We start from the raw sequence: 17,003 nt of genomic DNA on the forward strand, positions 1-17,003 counted from the left end.
GCGCATGGTCGAGTGGACCAAGAAGGGGCTGGTGTTCGAGACCGCCCGCCACGGCGTGGGCGGCTGGATGGCCCATTCCGCGCTGACGCCCACGCCCTGGCGGCTCGACGACGAGTTGATCCGCGTCTACGCGGGTTTCCGCGACGGGGACGGCGTCAGCCGCATCGGCTACGTGGACGTGCGCGCGGACGAGCCGACGGTGGTGGCGCGCGTCAGCGCCGAGCCGGTGCTGGACGTCGGCAGGGGTGGCTGCTTCGACGACAACGGCATGATCCTCGGCGACGTCGTCCAGGCGCCGGACGGCCTGTACCTGTTCTACGTCGGCTTCCAGCGCGTGGCCCGGGCCAAGTTCCTCGCCTTTACCGGCCTGGCCGTTTCCCGCGATGGCGGCGAGCATTTCCAGCGCGTGCAGGAGACCCCGATCCTAGACCGCGCGCCGGGCCGCAGCACCATCGGCGCGGTGCACTCGGTGCTGCGCGAGGGCGACCGCTGGCGGCTGTGGTACGCCGTGGGCGACGACTGGGAATACATCGACGGCCGGCCGTTCCCGCGCTACCACATCCGCTGCGTGGAGACGGACGACCTGGCGGCGATCCCGCGCGAGGACCACCTATGCCTGCTGCCGCGCGGCGGCGAGTACCGCATCGGACGCCCGCGCGTGTATCGCCTCGGCGATGGCTATGTCATGTACTTCACGCGCGGCACGGTGGCCGGCGCGTACTTCCCCGGCGTGGCCTACAGCACGGACGGCCTGGCCTGGGAACGCCACGACGAGGCACTGGGCCTGTCCCTGTCGCCCAGCGGCTGGGATTCGCGCACGCTGTGCTATCCCGCGCTGATCCGCCAGCGCGACCGGTTGCTGATGTTCTACAACGGCAACGACATGGGCGTGGACGGCTTCGGCGTGGCCGAAGCGCGCCTGCCGCATGCCGAGGGTGGCCCGCATGCTTGCGGTTAGGCCCTATGCGCCCGCCGACGCGGCGGTCTGGAACGGCGTAGTCGCGTCGTCGCGCAACGGCGTCTTGCTGCATCGGCGCGACTACATGGATTACCACGCCGACCGCTTCGTCGATCAGTCGCTGCTGGTCGAGCGCGACGGCGAGCCGGTGGCGGTGTTTCCGGCCAACCGGCAGGGCGGCGCGGTGGTGAGCCACGGCGGCCTCACCTATGCCGGCCTGATCGCGACGCGCGCCCTGCGCGCCGAATCGACGCTGGCCGTGTTCGAGCGGATCGGCGAGCACTACCGCGCGCAAGGTGTCGAGCGCGTGGTCTACAAGGCCGTGCCGCACGTGTTCCATGCGTACCCCTGCGAAGAGGACCTGTATGCCCTGCACCGGCTGGGCGCGCGGCTCAAGCGGCGCGACCTGTCCTCCGTGATCGCGCTGCACGAGCCGTTCCGCTTCACCGAGGAGCGCCGCCGGGCCGTCGACAAGGCGAAGAGGGCGGGCCTGCGGACCGGCATTGGCGACGACCTGGCCAGTTTCCACGCGCTGCTCACCGAGGTATTGCGCAGGCACCATGCCGTGCCGACGCACAGCGTGGCGGAACTGGACCTGCTGCGCTCGCGCTTTCCCGGCCGGATCACACTGCACCAGGCGAGCCGCGAGGGTGCGCTGCTGGCCGGCGTGATCGTCTATGACTTTGGCCGGGTGGTGCATACGCAGTACATGGCAGCCTCGGAGGAAGGGCGGCGCCTCAATGCGCTCAACCTGCTGCTGGCGGAACTGCTCGACCGCTACGCGGATCGGCATTACTTCTCCTTCGGCATCTCCACCGAGCGGGAAGGACAGGCGCTCAACGGCGGCCTGGTCGCGCAGAAGGAATACTTCGGCGCGCGCGCCATCGCGCACGATTTCTACGAATGGGTGCTCTGATGGACGTGCCGTTCTTCGACCTCGGCGCGGTGAACGCGCGCTATGCCGACGAGCTGAAGGCGGCGGCGGCGCGGGTGATCGATTCGGGCTGGTACATCCTGGGCGAGGAACTGGCCGCCTTCGAGCGGGAGTTCGCCGCCTATTGCGGCGCGGCCCACGCCGTCGGCGTGGGCAACGGCATGGATGCGCTGACGCTGATCCTGCGCGCCTATCGCTCGCTGGGCGCCCTTGCCGAGGGCGACGAGGTGATCGTGCCGGGCAACACTTTCATCGCCAGCCTCCTCGCGGTGAGCGAAAGCGGCCTGGTGCCGGTGCCGGTGGAGCCGGACCCCGCCACCTTCAATATCGACCCGGTCCGGGTGGAGGAGGCCATCGGCCCACGCACGCGGGCGATCATGGCCGTGCACCTGTACGGCCAACTGGCCGACATGCCGGCGCTGGCCGCCATCGCCCGCCAGCATGGCTTGCTGCTGATCGAGGACGCGGCGCAGGCCCACGGCGCGGCGTGGGATGGCCGCAAGGCGGGTTCCCTCGGTGACGCCGCGGGCTTCAGCTTCTTCCCGGCCAAGAACCTGGGCGCGCTGGGCGACGGCGGCGCAGTGGTCACCGGCGACGCCGCGTTGGCCGAACGCGTGGCGGCCCTGCGCAACTACGGCTCGCGGGTGAAATACGAGCATCCGCTCTGCGGCGTCAATTCGCGGCTGGACGAGATGCAGGCGGCGATGCTGCGCGTGAAGCTCAGGCACTTGGATGAGGAAATCGCTCGGCGCCGCGAGGTGGCGCGCCGCTACCGCCAGGGCATCGACCATGCGCGGATCGCGTTGCCCGGTGTGGCCGATGAGGATCGCCACGCCTGGCACCTGTTCGTGGTGCGCTGCCCGCAGCGCGATGCCTTGCAGCGCCACCTGCGCGCGCACGGCATCCACAGCCAGGTGCATTATCCGGTGCCGCCGCACCGGCAGCCCGCCTATGCCGGCCTGAAGCACGGTCCGCTGCCGCTGACCGAGCGCCTGCACGGGGACGTGCTGAGCCTGCCGATGGGGCCGGCGCTGTCCGATGAAGCCGTGGCGCGCGTGATCGTGGCCTGCCAATCGTTCGGGGCGGCGCCATGAGCCTGTTGCGCGCCGGTTTCTACAGCGCCGCCGCCACGGCCTCGCGCCTGCTGGCCGGCCTGGTGATCGTCAAGCTGGTGGCCTGGTTCGCCGGCCCGGAAGGCGTGGGCAAACTGGGCCAGTTCATGAGCTTCATGTCGCTGCTCGCGGTGCTGGCGGGCGGCGGCATCAGCACGGGGCTGGTCAAGTACATCGCCGAATACCGCGACGATGCGCAACGGCTGGCGCGCCTGCTCGGCGCCGCGCTGTGGTACGTGCTGGGTGCCTCGCTGGTGATGGGCGTGCTCACCTTGCTGTTCAGCCGCCAGGTCGCGCAATGGCTGCTGGCGGACGCGCGCTACGCCAGCCTGGTGCGGGTGCTCGCCGCGGCCCAGCTCGGCATCGCGCTGGCCAACTATGTGCTGGCGGTGATCAACGGCTTCATGGACGTGCGCCGGCTGGCGCTGGTGCAGGTGGCGGGTTCGGTGCTGAACATCGCGCTGGTGGCGTGGCTGGCGCAATGGCTGCACCTGTACGGCGCGCTGCTGGCGCTGGTGGTGGGGCAGGGCCTGTGGCTGGCGGTGGGGCTACCGGCCTGGTGGCGCAGCCCGTATTTCCAGCGCGCGATGCTGCGCGTGCGTTTCGACCGCGACATGGTCGGCCGGCTCGCGGCGTTCTCGGTGATGACGCTTACCGCCGCGCTGGTGTCGCCGCTGGTCAACATCGCCGTGCGCGACCATCTCGCCGCCGGGCTGGGCTGGCGGCAGGTGGGCTACTGGCAGGCGGTGTCCAGGGTGTCGGACGCCTACCTGCTGTTCGTCACCTCCGCCATCAACGTGTATTACCTGCCCAGGCTCGCCTCGATCGCCGACCGCGCGGCGCTGCGGCTCGAATTACGGCAGGCGTTCCGCGTGCTGCTGCCGCTGGTGACGGCGATGGCCCTGGTCATCTACCTGGCCCGGCGCTGGGTGACGGCGGTGCTGTTCAACGCCGACTTCGCGCCGGCCAACGACTTGTATGCGCCGCAACTGGCCGGCGACGTGGTCAAGATCGCGTCCTTCGTCCTTTCCTACCTGATGCTGGCCAAGGCCATGACGCGGCTGTTCGTCGTGTCCGAGTGCGTGTTCGCGGCGAGCTATCTCGCGCTGGTCTACGCATGCACCGCGCGCCTCGGGTTGGCCGGGGCGGTCTATGCGTTCGCGCTCAACTACGTGCTGTACCTGGCGTTCAACCTGTGGATGGCGCGCCGCTACCTGGGAGGGCAGGAACCATGGCCAATGCCGCATCGCTGAAGGGGGCGGCGCCGCCATTGGTGTCGGTGCTGATCCCCGCCTACAACCATGAGCGCTACGTGCGCCGCTGCCTGGACAGCGTGCTGGAGGACCCGTACCCGGCCAAGGAACTGGTGGTCATCGACGATGGCTCCACCGACGGCACCGGCGAGCGGATCGCGGCCTGGGCGCGGCGGCACCGTGGCGAGATCGCCATCGAGTACGTGCGCCGGCCCAACCGTGGCATCGCGGCCACCATGAACGAGCTGGCGGCGCGCGCGCGGGGCGAGTTCCTGCGCCTGGGCGCCAGCGACGACTATCTGCTGCCCGGCGGGCTGCAGGCCCAGGTGGGTTACCTGCTCGCCCATCCGCGCAAGTGGGCGGTGATCGGCGACTCGCGGGTGGTGGACAGGGAGGGCCGGCCGCTGCACGACAGCGGCATGCGCGACCTGCATCGCGCCGACAAGCGCCTGTATGGCTCCGACGAAGGCATCCGCCGCGCGGTCATCAGCCATTGGGCCATCGGCGGCCCGGTGGCCCTGATCCGCAAGCGTTCGCTGGAAACCGTGGCCGGCTGGAGCGAGAGCCTGCGCATCGACGACTGGGATTTCTTCCTGCGCCTGGCCGCCCACGACGCGATCGGCTTCATCGACGTCCCGGTATGCGCCTACCGCCTGCACGGCTCGAACGTCAGCCGCACGCGCGACACCCGCGCGCGCATCCTCAACCTGCTCGAATCGCAGGGCGTGGCGCTGCGGCGGGAGGCGTTGTTCGAGGAGCCGTACCGCACCCTGCTCAGGGCGCAGTCGCACCTGATCGGCGCCAAGATCGCCTTCCTGCAGCGGCATCCCGGAACCTTGTCGCTGCACCTGCTGGCCTACCTGTCGCTGGTGGCGGCATCCCGGGTCCGGCGGCGCACGCCCCTGCGGCTGGCGGAGGGCGCATGAGGTCGCTGCTGCGCCTGCCGTCGGCCTACCTCGGGCTGCCCATGCTGCTCACCTGCGGGCTCACCCTGCTGGCCTACGACTTGCCGCCGGGCTACCTGGACGGCATCGTGCTGCTGGTGGCGGTGTCGCTCGCCATCATGCTGTTCGACCTGCTGGCGGGCCTGCGGCTGCCCGAGGCGAGCCGTTTCCGCGCGCGCGACTACGCGGGCAGCCGCGAGGCCCTGGTCGCGCTGGCGTTCGCCGCGGGCATCGTGCTGTTCTGCCTGCTGGACCTGACGCTGTTTCCCATCCCGCTGATCGACGCGCCGGCCTCCTATGCCCAGATGGAAGGCGGCCGCGCGCACGTGCGGCATATCTCGGACATGTGCTGGGTGCTGCCGCCGATCGGCCTGCTGTGCACCCGCAACCGCTGGCTGCGCGGCGCGCTGATGGTTTTCGGCTTCGCCTTTCCCGTGCTGGTGATCGACCGCAACCGGGTGTTCGCCGCGCTGTTCGCGACGGCGCTGGTCCTGTTGTTCCGGCGCGAGGAGTCCAGGCCGCTGCCCTGGAAGACCGTCGGCCTGCTGGCCATCGCGGGCGGCACGGTGTTCTCGGTGCTGGGCATCCTGCGCTCGGGCACGCTGGATACGGTGACGCTGCCCTTCAGCGACACCTACCGCGCGATGCCGGTGGGCATCCGCTGGCTGCTGCTCTATGCGAGCGCGGGGCCGTACAACTTCGCCGCGATGCTGGCCAAGCACTACGCCAACGCCAGCTTCCTCATCAACCAGCTGGTGCCGATGGCCGGATCGATCGCCACCGCCGGCACGGACATTCCGCTGGACGCCTCGAACATCAACGTCGGCTCGGAGTTCCTGCCGTTCCTGCTGGCGCTCGGCCCGTTCGGCGCGGCGTTCTCGATGGCGGCGCTGTATGCGCTGCAGCGGTGGAGCGTGCGGCGGCTGTATCCGCGCGTGTCGCTGTTTTCCCTGCTGATCTTCCTGCGCATGGCCTACGTGTGCGTGATGTCGCCGTTCGCGCCGCAGGCGTTCACCTGGACCAACGCCGGCTTCATCGCGCTCTGCCTGGTGCTGCAGGCATTCGCCGCGCTGCTGCCAGACCACCGGACCGAGGCGGCTCCCGCCACGGCCGCGCGGCCCATCCCCTGACGACTTTCCCAGCGAGCCAACGACATGGAACGAGACGAGATCTACCTGTTCGACCTGTGGCGCATCCTGCGCCGCGAGTGGAAGTGGTGCGCGGCGGCGCTGCTGCTGGCCCTGGTCGCCACCTATGCCTTCGCGCACCTGGCGAGGCGCCAGTGGGAGGCTACCGCGTGGATCCAGATCGGACAGGTCGGGCCGGCGCCCTCGGGGCAGGACCCCAAGGTGGAACCGCTGCTGCGAGTCATCGAGCGCCTGCAGACGACCGCTTTCCAGGCGGATGTCATGCGCAGCGTCGGCCTTGCGCCGGATGCGCCGGAAGCCAAGCTCTACCACCGCAGCATGAAGCTGGAACCGATGCCCTACGCGGGGCCGATGGTCCGCTTGAGCGTGCGCGCGTATTCGCCGCAGCAGGCGCGTCAGCTGGCGCAGGCCACGGCGGACCGGCTGCGCGCCATCCACAGGGCGATCGCGGCGGCGCCGTTGTCGCTGGCGCGTACTCGCCTGGACGAAGTGCAGGCCGAGTTGAAGAACGCCCTGGCCGAGCGCGATCGCCTGCTGCAGGCGGCGGACGGCAACGATGCCGGCGCCAAGGCGCCGCCGCTGGCCGGCGTGCTGCTGGCCGGCATGAGCGAGGACATCCGCAACCTGCAGATGCAGCGCAACGACCTGCTGATGCGCCTGAGCGCCAACTACACCTACGAGACCTTCCTGCCCTGGCCGGTCTACGTGCCCGAAGGGCAGGCCTTCCCGAATCCCGCGATCACCTGGGGCATCGGCCTGCTGGCCGGGCTGTGCCTGGGCATGTTCGCCGCCGTGGCGAGGAATGCAACGCGGCGCATGCGCTGAAAGCCTGTCCACGATCCTCTCCTCCCCCCAAGAGATTTGAACAGGCTCTAAGAGCCTGTTCAAAATCGTCGCTCGGCCCCTCCCCGCTGACGCCGGTCCCCTTTGTGGGAGCGCACCCTGTGCGCGACCTCCTTTTGCCTCGGTCTGCATCGTTCGTCATCCTGGCCCTTGCCCCCTTTGGCGGGGTGCGCCGGGACGACGAGCCATGAGGCGAAAGGCGTCGCGCACAGGGTGCGCTCCTACAAGGGGGAGGGCGATGAGCGCCGTGTCTCAATGATCGACTATGGCGGCACGCCCCGCGACCACCGTGGAGACTCAACCATCCGAAGTTTCCGACAACCAAAGCGTCCCGCGCCGGCACTCACCGCATGAATAGATGCGCCACGCCGGCAGGCGGCGTGGCATGGGTGAACAGCCGGAGCGTGGATGGACATGAGTGGGCGACATGGGTTGGGTAGCGGGCGGCATGGCGCCGTGTTCGGAATGGACGTCCAAACCCCGGCGCATGACGCCACGCGGGAAGAGGACCGCCTGCTGGACACGCAGCGCGCCTTCGACAGCGTCGCCGCCGACTACGACGGCCCGCGCGGCAACAACGAGCTGATCCAGCGCATGCGGCTTTCCCTGTGGGAGACCGTGCTCGACAAGGTGCCCACCGGCGGCAGCCTGCTCGACCTGGGGTGCGGCACCGGACTCGATGCCATCGAACTGGCGCGTTGCGGCTACCAGGTGACCGCCACCGACTGGTCGCCGCAGATGGTGGGCCGCACGCGTTCGCGCGCCGCCATGGCGGGCCTGGAATCGCACGTGACGGCCACGCACCTGGGCATCCACCAGCTCGACCGGCTGCAGGGGGCGTTCGACGGCATCTACTCGAACTTCGGCCCGCTCAACTGCGTGCCGGACCTGCCGGCGGTCGCCGCCGAATGCGCGCGCCTGCTGCGGCCCGGGGGGCACTTGGTGTTCTCGGTGATCGGCCGGATCTGCCCGTGGGAAGTGGCGCACTATGCGCTGCGCGGCCGCTTCAAGCGGGCCGCCGTGCGTGCCCGGCGCGGCGCGACCGCGGTCGGCATGAACCGCCATACCATCTGGACCTATTACTACCTGCCGCGCGAGTTCTACCGCGCCTTCGCCGGGCATTTCACGCTGGAGGGCTATCGCGCGCTGAGCCTGTTCCTGCCGCCGCCTTACCTGGTGGAGCATTACCGCCGTCATCCCCGCCGCAGCGAATGGCTGGGCCGGCTCGACGACCGCCTCGGCGCGCTGCCCCTGCTGCGCGACATGGGCGACCATTTCCTGATCGTGATGCGCCGGTGCTGAGGCGATGAAGCTCCCGCTGCCCGGCGCCAACGCCAGCCTGTGCCACGCCGCGATCATCGCGTCCGGCGACGCCTTGCACGCGTCGCTGCATGTGAGCGAAGGACGGGTGAGCGCTACTCCGCGGGCAGGGGCTTACCGGGTCGATCTTCGTGGCCACCTGGTGTTCCCCGGCCTTATCAATGCGCATGACCACCTGCACGTCAATGCCGTGCCGCCGTTGCGCGCGGGGGCGCCGTTCCCCAACAGCTACGCCTGGATCGAGGCCTTCCAGGCGCATTTCCACGAGCCGGCAGTGGCGGCCGCGCTGCGGCTGCCCAAGGCCCTGAGGATGCGGCACGGCGCGCTGAAGAACCTGCTGGCGGGAGTCACCTGCGTGGCTCATCACGATCCCTGGCACACGGCGCTGGACGCGGCGGATTTTCCCGTGGCCCTGCTGCGTCATTTCGGCTGGAGCTATGCCCTGGACTGGCCCGATTACGGGCCGCCGGTACGGGAAAGTTTCCTGGCGACGCCCGCGATGCGGCCCTGGATGATCCATCTCGCCGAGGGCACCGACGAGCAGGCACGGGCCGAACTGGCAACGCTGGACCGGCTCGGCTGCCTGGCGGCCAACAGCGTGCTGATCCATGGCGTGGGCCTGGGCGAGCGCGATATCGAGCGCATCATCGAAGTTGGCGCCGCCGTGGTGTGGTGCCCGGCCAGCAATCGCGCCCTGCTTGGCGAGACGCTCGATCCAAGGCGCCTGTTCGCCGCCGGGCGGCTGGCGCTGGGCAGCGACTCGCGGCTGAGCGGCGCACGCGACCTGCTGGAGGAAATCCGCGGCGTGCTTGCGCAGGGCGACCTCGCGCCGCGCCAGTTGCTGGCAATGGCCACCGCGCATGCCGCGACCATCCTGCGCCTGCTCGGGCGCGGTCACCTGGCGCCGGGCGCGCACGCGGACATGGTGATCGTCGAGGACCGTGGCGGCGATCCGGCGAGCGGTTTGATGGGTATCGGGCGCGATGCGATCCGCGCCGTCGTGCGCGATGGCATGCCACGCATCGCGGACGAGGATTTCGCCGAGTGGTTCGAGGCAGCCGGCGTGGAAACCGTGCCAGTGTGGCTGGACGGCCGGCGCAAGCTGCTGGACAAGGCGCTGGCCGAACCCGCGCTGGTGGCACTGGAGCCGGGGCTGGAACTTGCCATGCCTCATGCGTGGCACGGCCGCGGCGCCGTCGCCGAGGCGCGCGCACCATGAGCGCGACGCCCATCCTCGATCCCCTCGCGGCCTATGCCTTGTGGGCCGAGCATTATCCCGCGCACGCGCACAACCCGGTGATGCAGGCCGAGGAACGCGCCATGCTTTCGCTGATGCCCACCGGCCTGGCAGGCCGCCGCGTGCTCGACGCGGGCTGTGGCAGCGGGCGCTACCTGCTGCATGCGCTGCGACGCGGCGCTACCCGCCTGACCGGCGTGGATGCCTCGCCCGCCATGCTGCGCCGCGCCGGCGAGGAACTGGCCGGGCCCGGCGGCGAGGCGGTGATCGAACTGCTGGAAAGCAGCGTGGAGGCGATGCCGGTGTCCAGTGCCTGGGCCGACCTCACCGTGTGCGGCCTGGTGCTAGGCCACCTGGAACAGCTGGCGCCCGCGCTGGCCGAGTTGTGCCGGGTGACGCGGCCGGGCGGCACGCTCTTGTGCAGCGATGTGCATCCGATCGGCCATGCGCTGGGATGGCGGCGCGATTTCAAGTCGGGCGGGCGGCGCTATGCCGTGCGGCATACGCCGCACCTGTACAGCCATTGGCATGCCGCCTGCGCCCATCTCGGGCTGGCCATCGAGCAGGTGCTCGAACCCATGCTGGACCCGGCCGACATACCGGCCGGAGCGCACTTCGACTCGATGGCGCTGAATGTGCCCGTCGTCCTCGTGTTCCGTCTCCGACGGCTGCCCTGACCCCAACGCCACGCTGCCGCCATGGCCAACACGCTACTGATCAACCCGACCATCACCTCGCGCGCCAGCGCGCGCTTTCCGCTCTCGCTGCTGCACCTGGCGACGGCGCTGGACCGCACCGGGCAAAGCCGCATCATCGACGGCAACGTCGATCGCGACTTCATCGACGACACCCTGCGCGCGCTGGCGAGCGAGCGCTTCGACGTGGTGGGCATCAGCGTGATGGGCGGGCCGCAAATGGCGCCGTCCATCGCGGTGTCGCAGGCCATCCGCGAGCACTTCCCGGCGCTGCCCATCGTATGGGGCGGCTATTTCCCTACGCTGTATCCCGACACGGCGCTGTCGGCACCCTACGTGGACTACGCCGTGCGCGCCCAGGGTGAGGAAGCGCTGGGCGAACTGGCCGCCGCGCTCGCGCGCGGGGACCGTTCGGCCATCGAGCGCATCGGCGGCCTGTCGTGGAAGCGCGACGGCGCCATCGTGCACAACCCCAATCGCCGCATCGCCATGGCCGAGCAGGCCACGGTGCTGCCCTACGACAAGCTCGGCGACCCGCGCCGCTACCTGGCATCCACCTTCCTGGGGCGACGCACGGTGGCGCACCAGGCGGCCATCGGCTGCCGCTTCCGCTGCACCTTCTGCGGCGTGGCGGCGATGTTCGGCGGCGCCACGGCGCTGCCCGCCGCCGCGCGGCTGGACCGCGACCTGGGCTATCTCAAGCACACCTTGGGCGCCGACTCGGTGCAGTACTTCGACCACAATTTCTTCGACCGCGAGGAAGAGATGGTGCCCCTGCTGGAAGTGATGGCCCGGCATGAGCTGCCCTGGTGGTGCTATGCGCGCGCCGACGCCCTGATGAAGCTGTCGGAAAGCTCGTGGAAGCTGGTGCGCCGCAGCCGGCTGCGCATGGCCTACGTGGGCGCGGAGTCGCCCAGCGGGGCGATGCTGAAGGAGATCCGCAAGGGCACGCGTCCGGACCAGACCCTGGCCGTGGCCGAACTGTGCCGCCGCCACGGCGTGATCCCCGAGCTTTCCTTCATGGTGGCGCCGCCGCAGAACACCGAGGAGGAAACCGAGCTCACCTTCGAGTTCATCCGCGAGCTGAAGCGGATCAACCCGCAGGCAGAGATCGTCGTCTACATCTACACGCCGCTGCCCGAGAGCAGCCGCCACGAGAAGGATCGCGGCAGGCGACCCTCCGCGCCGCTGCTGGACGTGCATGGCGAACCGGTGGTGTTCCCGCGCACGCCGGAGGAATGGACGCAGCCGCAGTGGGTCGCCTATGCCTGCCATGCCGATGCGCCGTGGCTCACCGACAGGATGCGCCAGCGCATCCACGATTTCGTCACCGTGCTGCGCTGCCGTTTTCCCACCGTGCAGGACCTGCGCTCGCCACCCTGGGCCAAGCGCGCATTGAGCGCGGCGGCCGCGTGGCGGTACCGCTTCCGCCGCTACGACCAGCCGTGGGAACTCAACCTGGCCAACCGGCTGGTGCGCCTGCGTCTGCCGCAGGTGTCGGGCCTGTAGCGCGGAGCCGGCCTTGCACGTCGCCCAGATCAATTTCCTGCCACTGCCGCCGGATTGGGCGTCGGCGGAGATGTTCGAGCGATGGCCGAGCGTGGCCGACATCGCCGAATCGGTGGCAAGTAGCGGCATACGCGTATCGGTGGTGCAGATGGCGGCGCGAGCGGAGCGCATATCGCGCGAAGGCGTGGAGTATCTCTTCGTCGATGCGGCCCAGGCCATGGCCGACGATGGCCGTCCGCTGGCCGCCTTGCTCGAAGGCCTTGGCGCCGACGTGCTGCACGTACACGGGCTGGGCTTTGCCGAGGCGGCGCACGCCGTGGCGCGGCACCTGCCAGGACGGCCGATGCTGCTGCAGGACCATGCGAGCCGGCCGCCGCGCTGGTGGCGCCGCGCGCCATGGCGCCGCTGGTATGCCGCGGCGGCGGGCGTGGCCTTCACCGCGCCGGTGCTGGCGCGGCCCTTCGTGCAGGCGAGGCTGTTCGGACCGGCGACACGCGTGTTCGCCATTCCCGAATCGAGCAGCCGCTTCACGCGCGGCAGCCGCGCCGGCGCTTGGGCGGAAACCGGCCTGTACGGCGACCCTTGCGTGGCCTGGGTCGGACACCTCAACGCGGGCAAGGATCCCCTTACCGTGCTGGAAGGCATCGCCCGCGTAGCGGACCGATTGCCCGGACTGCACCTGTGGTGCGCGTTCGGCAGTGCGCCCCTGCTCGCGCAGGTGCGGCGGCGCATCGAGCGCGATCCTCGCCTTGCCGGCCGCGTGCATCTGCTGGGCAAGCTCGCGCATGCGAAAGTGGAATCCCTGCTGCGCGCCGCCGACCTGTTCGTGTCGGGCAGCCGCTCGGAAAGCTGCGGCTACGCATTGCTGGAGGCGATGGCCTGTGGCGTGGCGCCGGTGGTCACCGACATACCCGCGCACCGCGCGCTGGTCGGTGATGTCGGCCGCCTGTGGCCTTGTGGCGATGCGCAAGGGCTGGCCGATGCGCTGCTCGGCATCGCCACCCATCGGCCGTCGGCCGAGCGCGTGCGCGCGCATTTCGATGCAAACCTGTCGTTCGCGGCGGTCGGTCGGCAATGGGCGGCCGCCTATGCGCAATTGCTGGATGGCCACCGATGAAGCTGGCGCTGGTGGTGCCGGGCGGGGTGGACCGCACGGGCAAGTACCGGGTGATCCCCGTGCTGCTGGCGCTGATCGAGCGCCTGGCGCGCGAGCACGAGGTGCATGTCTTTGCCTTGCGGCAGGAGGCCCGGCCGGATCGCTGGGAATTGGCCGGCGCCACCATCCACAACATCGGCGACGGCTGGCAGCGCCTGCGCGCCATCGCGGCGATCCGCGCCGAGCACCGCCGCGCGCCGTTCGACCTGATGCAGGCGATCTTCTCCGGATCGTGCAGCCTGGTGGCCGTCGGCGCCGCCCGTTCGCTGCGGCTGCCGAGCCTGGTGCACATCGCCGGCGGTGAGCTGGTGGCGTTGCGCGATATCGGCTACGGCGGGCGGCTCACCTGGCGAGCGCGCCTGCGCGAGGCGGTGGTGCTGCGCGCCGCCGACCGCGTGACGGCGGCGAGCGCGCCGATCGTCGACTCGCTGCATCGGTTGGGCGTGGAGGCGCGGCGGGTGCCGCTGGGCGTGGACCTGTGTCGCTGGGCGCCGCTCGCCCCGCGCCGGCGCGAGCATGCGTGTGCGCGCCTGATCCACGTGGCCAGCCTCAACCGCGTCAAGGACCAGGCGACGCTGCTACGCGCGCTGGCCGTGCTGGCGCAGTCGGGCGTGCCGTTCCGCATGGACATGGTGGGCGTGGATACGCTGGACGGCGAGGTGCACCGGCTGGTGGAGGAACTGGGGCTGCAAGCGCACGTGCATCTGCTGGGCTTCCGGACGCAGGATGAACTGCGCCCCTTGATGGCCGGGGCCGACCTGCTGGTGATGTCCTCGCGGCACGAGGCGGGTCCCCTGGTCGCGCTGGAAGCGGCGGTGATGGGCGTGCCGACGGTGGGCACCGCCGTGGGACATATCGCCGAATGGGCACCGAATGCGGCGCTGGCCGTACCGGTGGGGGATTGGGCCGCGCTGTCGGGGGCGATCCACCAGGTGCTCGGCGACGAGGCCTTGCGCCTCCGGCTGGCGCTATCGGCTCAACGGCGTGCGATCCAGGAGGATGCCGAGGAGACCGCGCGCACCTTCGAGACCTTGTATGTCCAGTTGCTGGCGAAGGGCCTGGGGCGCTGAGCCACGCCGGCCAGCGCCATCACGGTTGCCGCAGCGCCGTCCGCACGACATAGAGCGTATCCATGCGCGGCGCGCGTCCGGCCAGCGAAGCCAGCATGCGGCGCCCGCGCGACAGGCCGACCCAGCGCTGCCCCTGCAACCATAGCTGCGTGCGTACCATCGCCTGCCGTTCCGCGATCGCCTCTGCCGGCGGGCTGATCCGGTTGGCGAGGTAGTGCCGTGCCTCGCCCAGGCTGCGCGACCATTCGATGCCCGCGAGCGGGTGCAGCCACAGCGCCGAGCACGACATCCGGGTAAGGTCCTGCCGCCGCGCCACCGCGCGCAGCACGGGCGGGCAGCATGCCGCCAGCCGCGCCAGCAGGTCCGGGCTGATGGCATGCGGGTAGTAGCGCGCGACCAAGGCCAATGGCGGCAGCGCCCACCACGGCGCCTCGCCGTCGGTGGCCTGCCACAGCACATTCCAGTCGTCCGGCAGCATGCGCATCGCCAGCAGGGCAATGTCGTTCAACTGGATCAGCCGCGTCGTGCGGTTGCACAGGTTGCCCGCCGCATGCAACAGCAGGTGGCACATCAGGGCGCCATTCGACGGGTACGCGTTCAGGCCGGGCCGGGCATCCGGCGCAAGGATGCGCGCGGTGACGTCCACCGTGGACAGCGGCAGGCGCTCCTGGATGCGGGTATGCAGTTCGATATTGACCGGTGTGTCGCGGTGCTCGCCGAGCACGGCCGGCGGGCTGTCCGCGACCGGCTTGAAGACACGATGCTTCCATTGGGCGAACGATTCCTCGTAGCCCAGTTCCAGCAGCAACCGTGCCGCGCGATCGGCATCGCGTCCATCGACCAGCAGGTCGATGTCGGCCATCGGCCGGTCGCCGGGCAGGTAGAGCCCGGGGCCATGCAGCGCGGCACCCTTCAGGGGAACCAGCGCCACGCCTGCGGCATGCGCGGTTTCGGCCAGGCGTTCCAGCAGGACCTGGATACGACGGTGGCGATGCAGCACGTGCGCGCGCTGTTCGGCAACGAAGCGCGACCACGCCCCGTGTTGCCATGGCGCAAGTGTGCCCAGCAGCGGCGAAACGCCATGCGCGGCGGCGACCGCCATGGCCAGCTGCCATTCGAGTTCGTTCCAGTCCGGCGTGGCCTCCGTCGGCCGCGCGAGCTGGCGCGCCAGCGCCTCGGTGGTGCGCCGCAGGCCTTGCCGCAGGGTTTTCATGGATGGCGACATGGCGGTCAGCCCGTGGCCTTGACCTTGTCGGCGGGCGCGGCGAGCGGCATCGCCGCCGGTACCGTGCGGTGCGCATGCTCGCTGGCGATCAGCGCATCCCAGCGGGCATCCAGCGCGTCGCGGCCGGCGGCATCCGGCGCCGTGGTCTGCAGGTTCACCTGCGCGTGCAGCAGGTCACGCACGCGGCGGTAGAACTCCGAGTCGTAGGCGCCGCGGAACATCATGGACAGGTCGTCGCTGTCCCGCCAATGCGTCTTGGCGCCAAGCTGAGCCCGTACCTGCTCGTAGAAGCGGGTGCCCGGCAGCGGGTAGGACACGCTCACGCCGATGTCGTCCGGCGCGGCGCGGGCGATCAGCGCGCGCGTCGCCAGCAGGTCCTCCAACTGTTCGCCGAGGTAGCCCAACTGGATGAAGAAGCCCACGCGGATGCCTTGCCGGCCGAGCCGCTCGCGCGCGGTCACCAGGTCGTCGACCTTGGTGCCCTTGTTCATGCGGTCCAGCACGCGCTGGCTGCCGCTCTCCGCGCCGATCCACGCCTCGGCGCAGCCCGCCCGCTTCAGCGCGGCGGCCATGCGCTCGCTGATCAGGTCGGCGCGGGTCTGGATGGTGAAGGGCACCGCGCCGCCGATGCTTTCCAGGTGCGCGGCGAACGCCTCCACCCACTCGACGTGGAAGCCGAAGATATCGTCCGCCATCCAGATGTGATCGGGCTGGTACTCGGCCTTGAGATAGGCCATCTCCTCGGCCACGTCGCGCGCGTCGCGGCGGTTGTAGTGGTTGCCCCAGATGGGCTTGGCGCACCAGTTGCAACGGAACGGGCAGCCGCGCGAGGCGGCCATGTTGAGGCTGAACAGGCCATGCCGCTCCCGCCACAGCGCGCGATAGCGCGGCATGTCCACCAGATCCCAGGCGGGATGGCCGACGATGCGCGGATCGGGCGGCATCACGCCCACGCGCGTCAACCGGGTCTGGGCGTCGGCCAGCGAGGCCACGCCGGCCAGGCCCGCCGTCCACTGTGGCGTATCGATGGCGGGATCGCGCTCCAGCCGCGCCATCAGCTCGATCAGCGGCGCGATGCCTTCGCCGATCAGCACGGCATGCGCGCCGGCCGCAAGGAAGGCCCCCGGCTGGTCGGAAGCGTCGGAACCGGCGACGATCACACGGGCGCCCTGGGCGCGCGCCTCGCCGATCATCTGGCAGGCCGCCTCGCGCATGCGGTCCAGGCACATCTTGGTGAGGTAGTTGAAGTTGTCCTCGTACAGCACCACCACGTCCGGCCGCTGCTGGCGCACGGCGGGCGCGTAGTCCTCCACGCCATCGGCGAGCATGGCGTCGAACAGCGCCACCTCATGGCCGCGCTGCCGCAGCAGCGCCGCCACCTGCAGCGTGGCGAGCGGAGGATAAGGCTTGCCGCGTTCCCACTGTTTCGGATCGAGCCGAAGGTAGTAGGAATGGCCAACCTGGATCTTCAGCATGTCTGGGACGCCTCTATCGGGACGAGCGGCAACCGCGCCTGGGCGGCGGACAGGGATTTCCCGCCGGCCGCGTTGGCGCTTGGTTGGACGTGAGTGCCGAACCGTTGGGCGGGGGTTGCCTGCG

The 17,003-nt window shown here is 70.3% G+C and carries 15 protein-coding genes; 13 read left to right on the forward strand and 2 right to left on the reverse strand.

Features of this window, described 5'->3' with window-relative positions:
* Positions 1 to 4: 4 nt before the first annotated feature.
* The 13 genes from MJ605_RS04160 to MJ605_RS04220 all read left to right on the forward strand — a co-directional run bounded on the left by MJ605_RS04160 (position 5) and on the right by MJ605_RS04220 (position 14,179).
* Positions 5 to 958 (forward strand): glycoside hydrolase family protein, encoded by a 954-nt coding sequence (locus MJ605_RS04160; protein WP_243039780.1) that lies wholly within the window; start codon positions 5 to 7, stop codon positions 956 to 958.
* Entirely contained in the window at positions 945 to 1,874 is a 930-nt protein-coding gene (locus tag MJ605_RS04165) for a GNAT family N-acetyltransferase (protein ID WP_243039781.1), read from the forward strand. The genes MJ605_RS04160 and MJ605_RS04165 overlap by 14 nt, the downstream gene beginning before the upstream one ends.
* Complete coding sequence (locus MJ605_RS04170) at positions 1,874 to 2,986, forward strand: DegT/DnrJ/EryC1/StrS family aminotransferase (RefSeq protein ID WP_243040018.1); 1,113 nt, start codon at positions 1,874 to 1,876, stop codon at positions 2,984 to 2,986. Before MJ605_RS04165 ends, MJ605_RS04170 begins: the two co-directional genes overlap by 1 nt.
* Positions 2,983 to 4,257: an O-antigen translocase gene (locus MJ605_RS04175; RefSeq protein WP_243039782.1), complete on the forward strand. Its 1,275-nt coding sequence runs from the start codon at positions 2,983 to 2,985 to the stop codon at positions 4,255 to 4,257. The genes MJ605_RS04170 and MJ605_RS04175 overlap by 4 nt, the downstream gene beginning before the upstream one ends.
* A complete protein-coding gene (locus tag MJ605_RS04180) occupies positions 4,236 to 5,183 on the forward strand; it encodes a glycosyltransferase (protein ID WP_243039783.1) in 948 nt (315 codons plus the stop codon). The genes MJ605_RS04175 and MJ605_RS04180 overlap by 22 nt, the downstream gene beginning before the upstream one ends.
* Complete coding sequence (locus MJ605_RS04185; RefSeq protein ID WP_243039784.1) at positions 5,180 to 6,331, forward strand: hypothetical protein; 1,152 nt, start codon at positions 5,180 to 5,182, stop codon at positions 6,329 to 6,331. The genes MJ605_RS04180 and MJ605_RS04185 overlap by 4 nt, the downstream gene beginning before the upstream one ends.
* 24 nt (positions 6,332 to 6,355) lie before the next feature.
* The gene (locus tag MJ605_RS04190) at positions 6,356 to 7,174 is read left to right on the forward strand and encodes a Wzz/FepE/Etk N-terminal domain-containing protein (RefSeq protein WP_243039785.1); all 819 of its coding nucleotides are present in this window, start codon (positions 6,356 to 6,358) and stop codon (positions 7,172 to 7,174) included.
* A 483-nt stretch (positions 7,175 to 7,657) separates the two neighbouring features.
* Positions 7,658 to 8,494 carry a class I SAM-dependent methyltransferase gene (locus tag MJ605_RS04195; protein ID WP_243039786.1) on the forward strand — a complete coding sequence of 279 codons (837 nt, stop codon included), beginning with the start codon at positions 7,658 to 7,660 and terminating at the stop codon, positions 8,492 to 8,494.
* Positions 8,495 to 8,510: 16 nt separating this feature from the next.
* On the forward strand, positions 8,511 to 9,731 hold the full coding sequence (locus MJ605_RS04200; RefSeq protein WP_425600980.1) for an amidohydrolase family protein: 1,221 nt from the start codon (positions 8,511 to 8,513) through the stop codon (positions 9,729 to 9,731).
* The gene (locus tag MJ605_RS04205) at positions 9,728 to 10,426 is read left to right on the forward strand and encodes a class I SAM-dependent methyltransferase (protein ID WP_243039788.1); all 699 of its coding nucleotides are present in this window, start codon (positions 9,728 to 9,730) and stop codon (positions 10,424 to 10,426) included. The genes MJ605_RS04200 and MJ605_RS04205 overlap by 4 nt, the downstream gene beginning before the upstream one ends.
* 21 nt (positions 10,427 to 10,447) lie before the next feature.
* Positions 10,448 to 11,953, forward strand: a complete 1,506-nt coding sequence (locus tag MJ605_RS04210) for a B12-binding domain-containing radical SAM protein (protein WP_243039789.1) — start codon at positions 10,448 to 10,450, stop codon at positions 11,951 to 11,953.
* A 70-nt stretch (positions 11,954 to 12,023) separates the two neighbouring features.
* Positions 12,024 to 13,070, forward strand: coding sequence for a glycosyltransferase family 4 protein (locus MJ605_RS04215; RefSeq protein WP_243040019.1), 1,047 nt, complete (start codon positions 12,024 to 12,026; stop codon positions 13,068 to 13,070).
* The gene (locus tag MJ605_RS04220) at positions 13,067 to 14,179 is read left to right on the forward strand and encodes a glycosyltransferase family 4 protein (RefSeq protein WP_243039790.1); all 1,113 of its coding nucleotides are present in this window, start codon (positions 13,067 to 13,069) and stop codon (positions 14,177 to 14,179) included. The genes MJ605_RS04215 and MJ605_RS04220 overlap by 4 nt, the downstream gene beginning before the upstream one ends.
* Before the next feature lie 19 nt (positions 14,180 to 14,198).
* Here MJ605_RS04220 and MJ605_RS04225 read toward each other — a convergent pair whose 3' ends face one another.
* Entirely contained in the window at positions 14,199 to 15,404 is a 1,206-nt protein-coding gene (locus MJ605_RS04225; protein ID WP_243039791.1) for a nucleotidyltransferase family protein, read from the reverse strand.
* Between the two features lie 5 nt (positions 15,405 to 15,409).
* A complete protein-coding gene (locus MJ605_RS04230; RefSeq protein WP_425600981.1) occupies positions 15,410 to 16,936 on the reverse strand; it encodes a B12-binding domain-containing radical SAM protein in 1,527 nt (508 codons plus the stop codon).
* Positions 16,937 to 17,003: the final 67 nt, after the last annotated feature.

Source organism: Dyella sedimenti (assembly GCF_022760995.1).
Classification (GTDB): Bacteria; Pseudomonadota; Gammaproteobacteria; order Xanthomonadales; family Rhodanobacteraceae; genus Dyella; species Dyella sedimenti.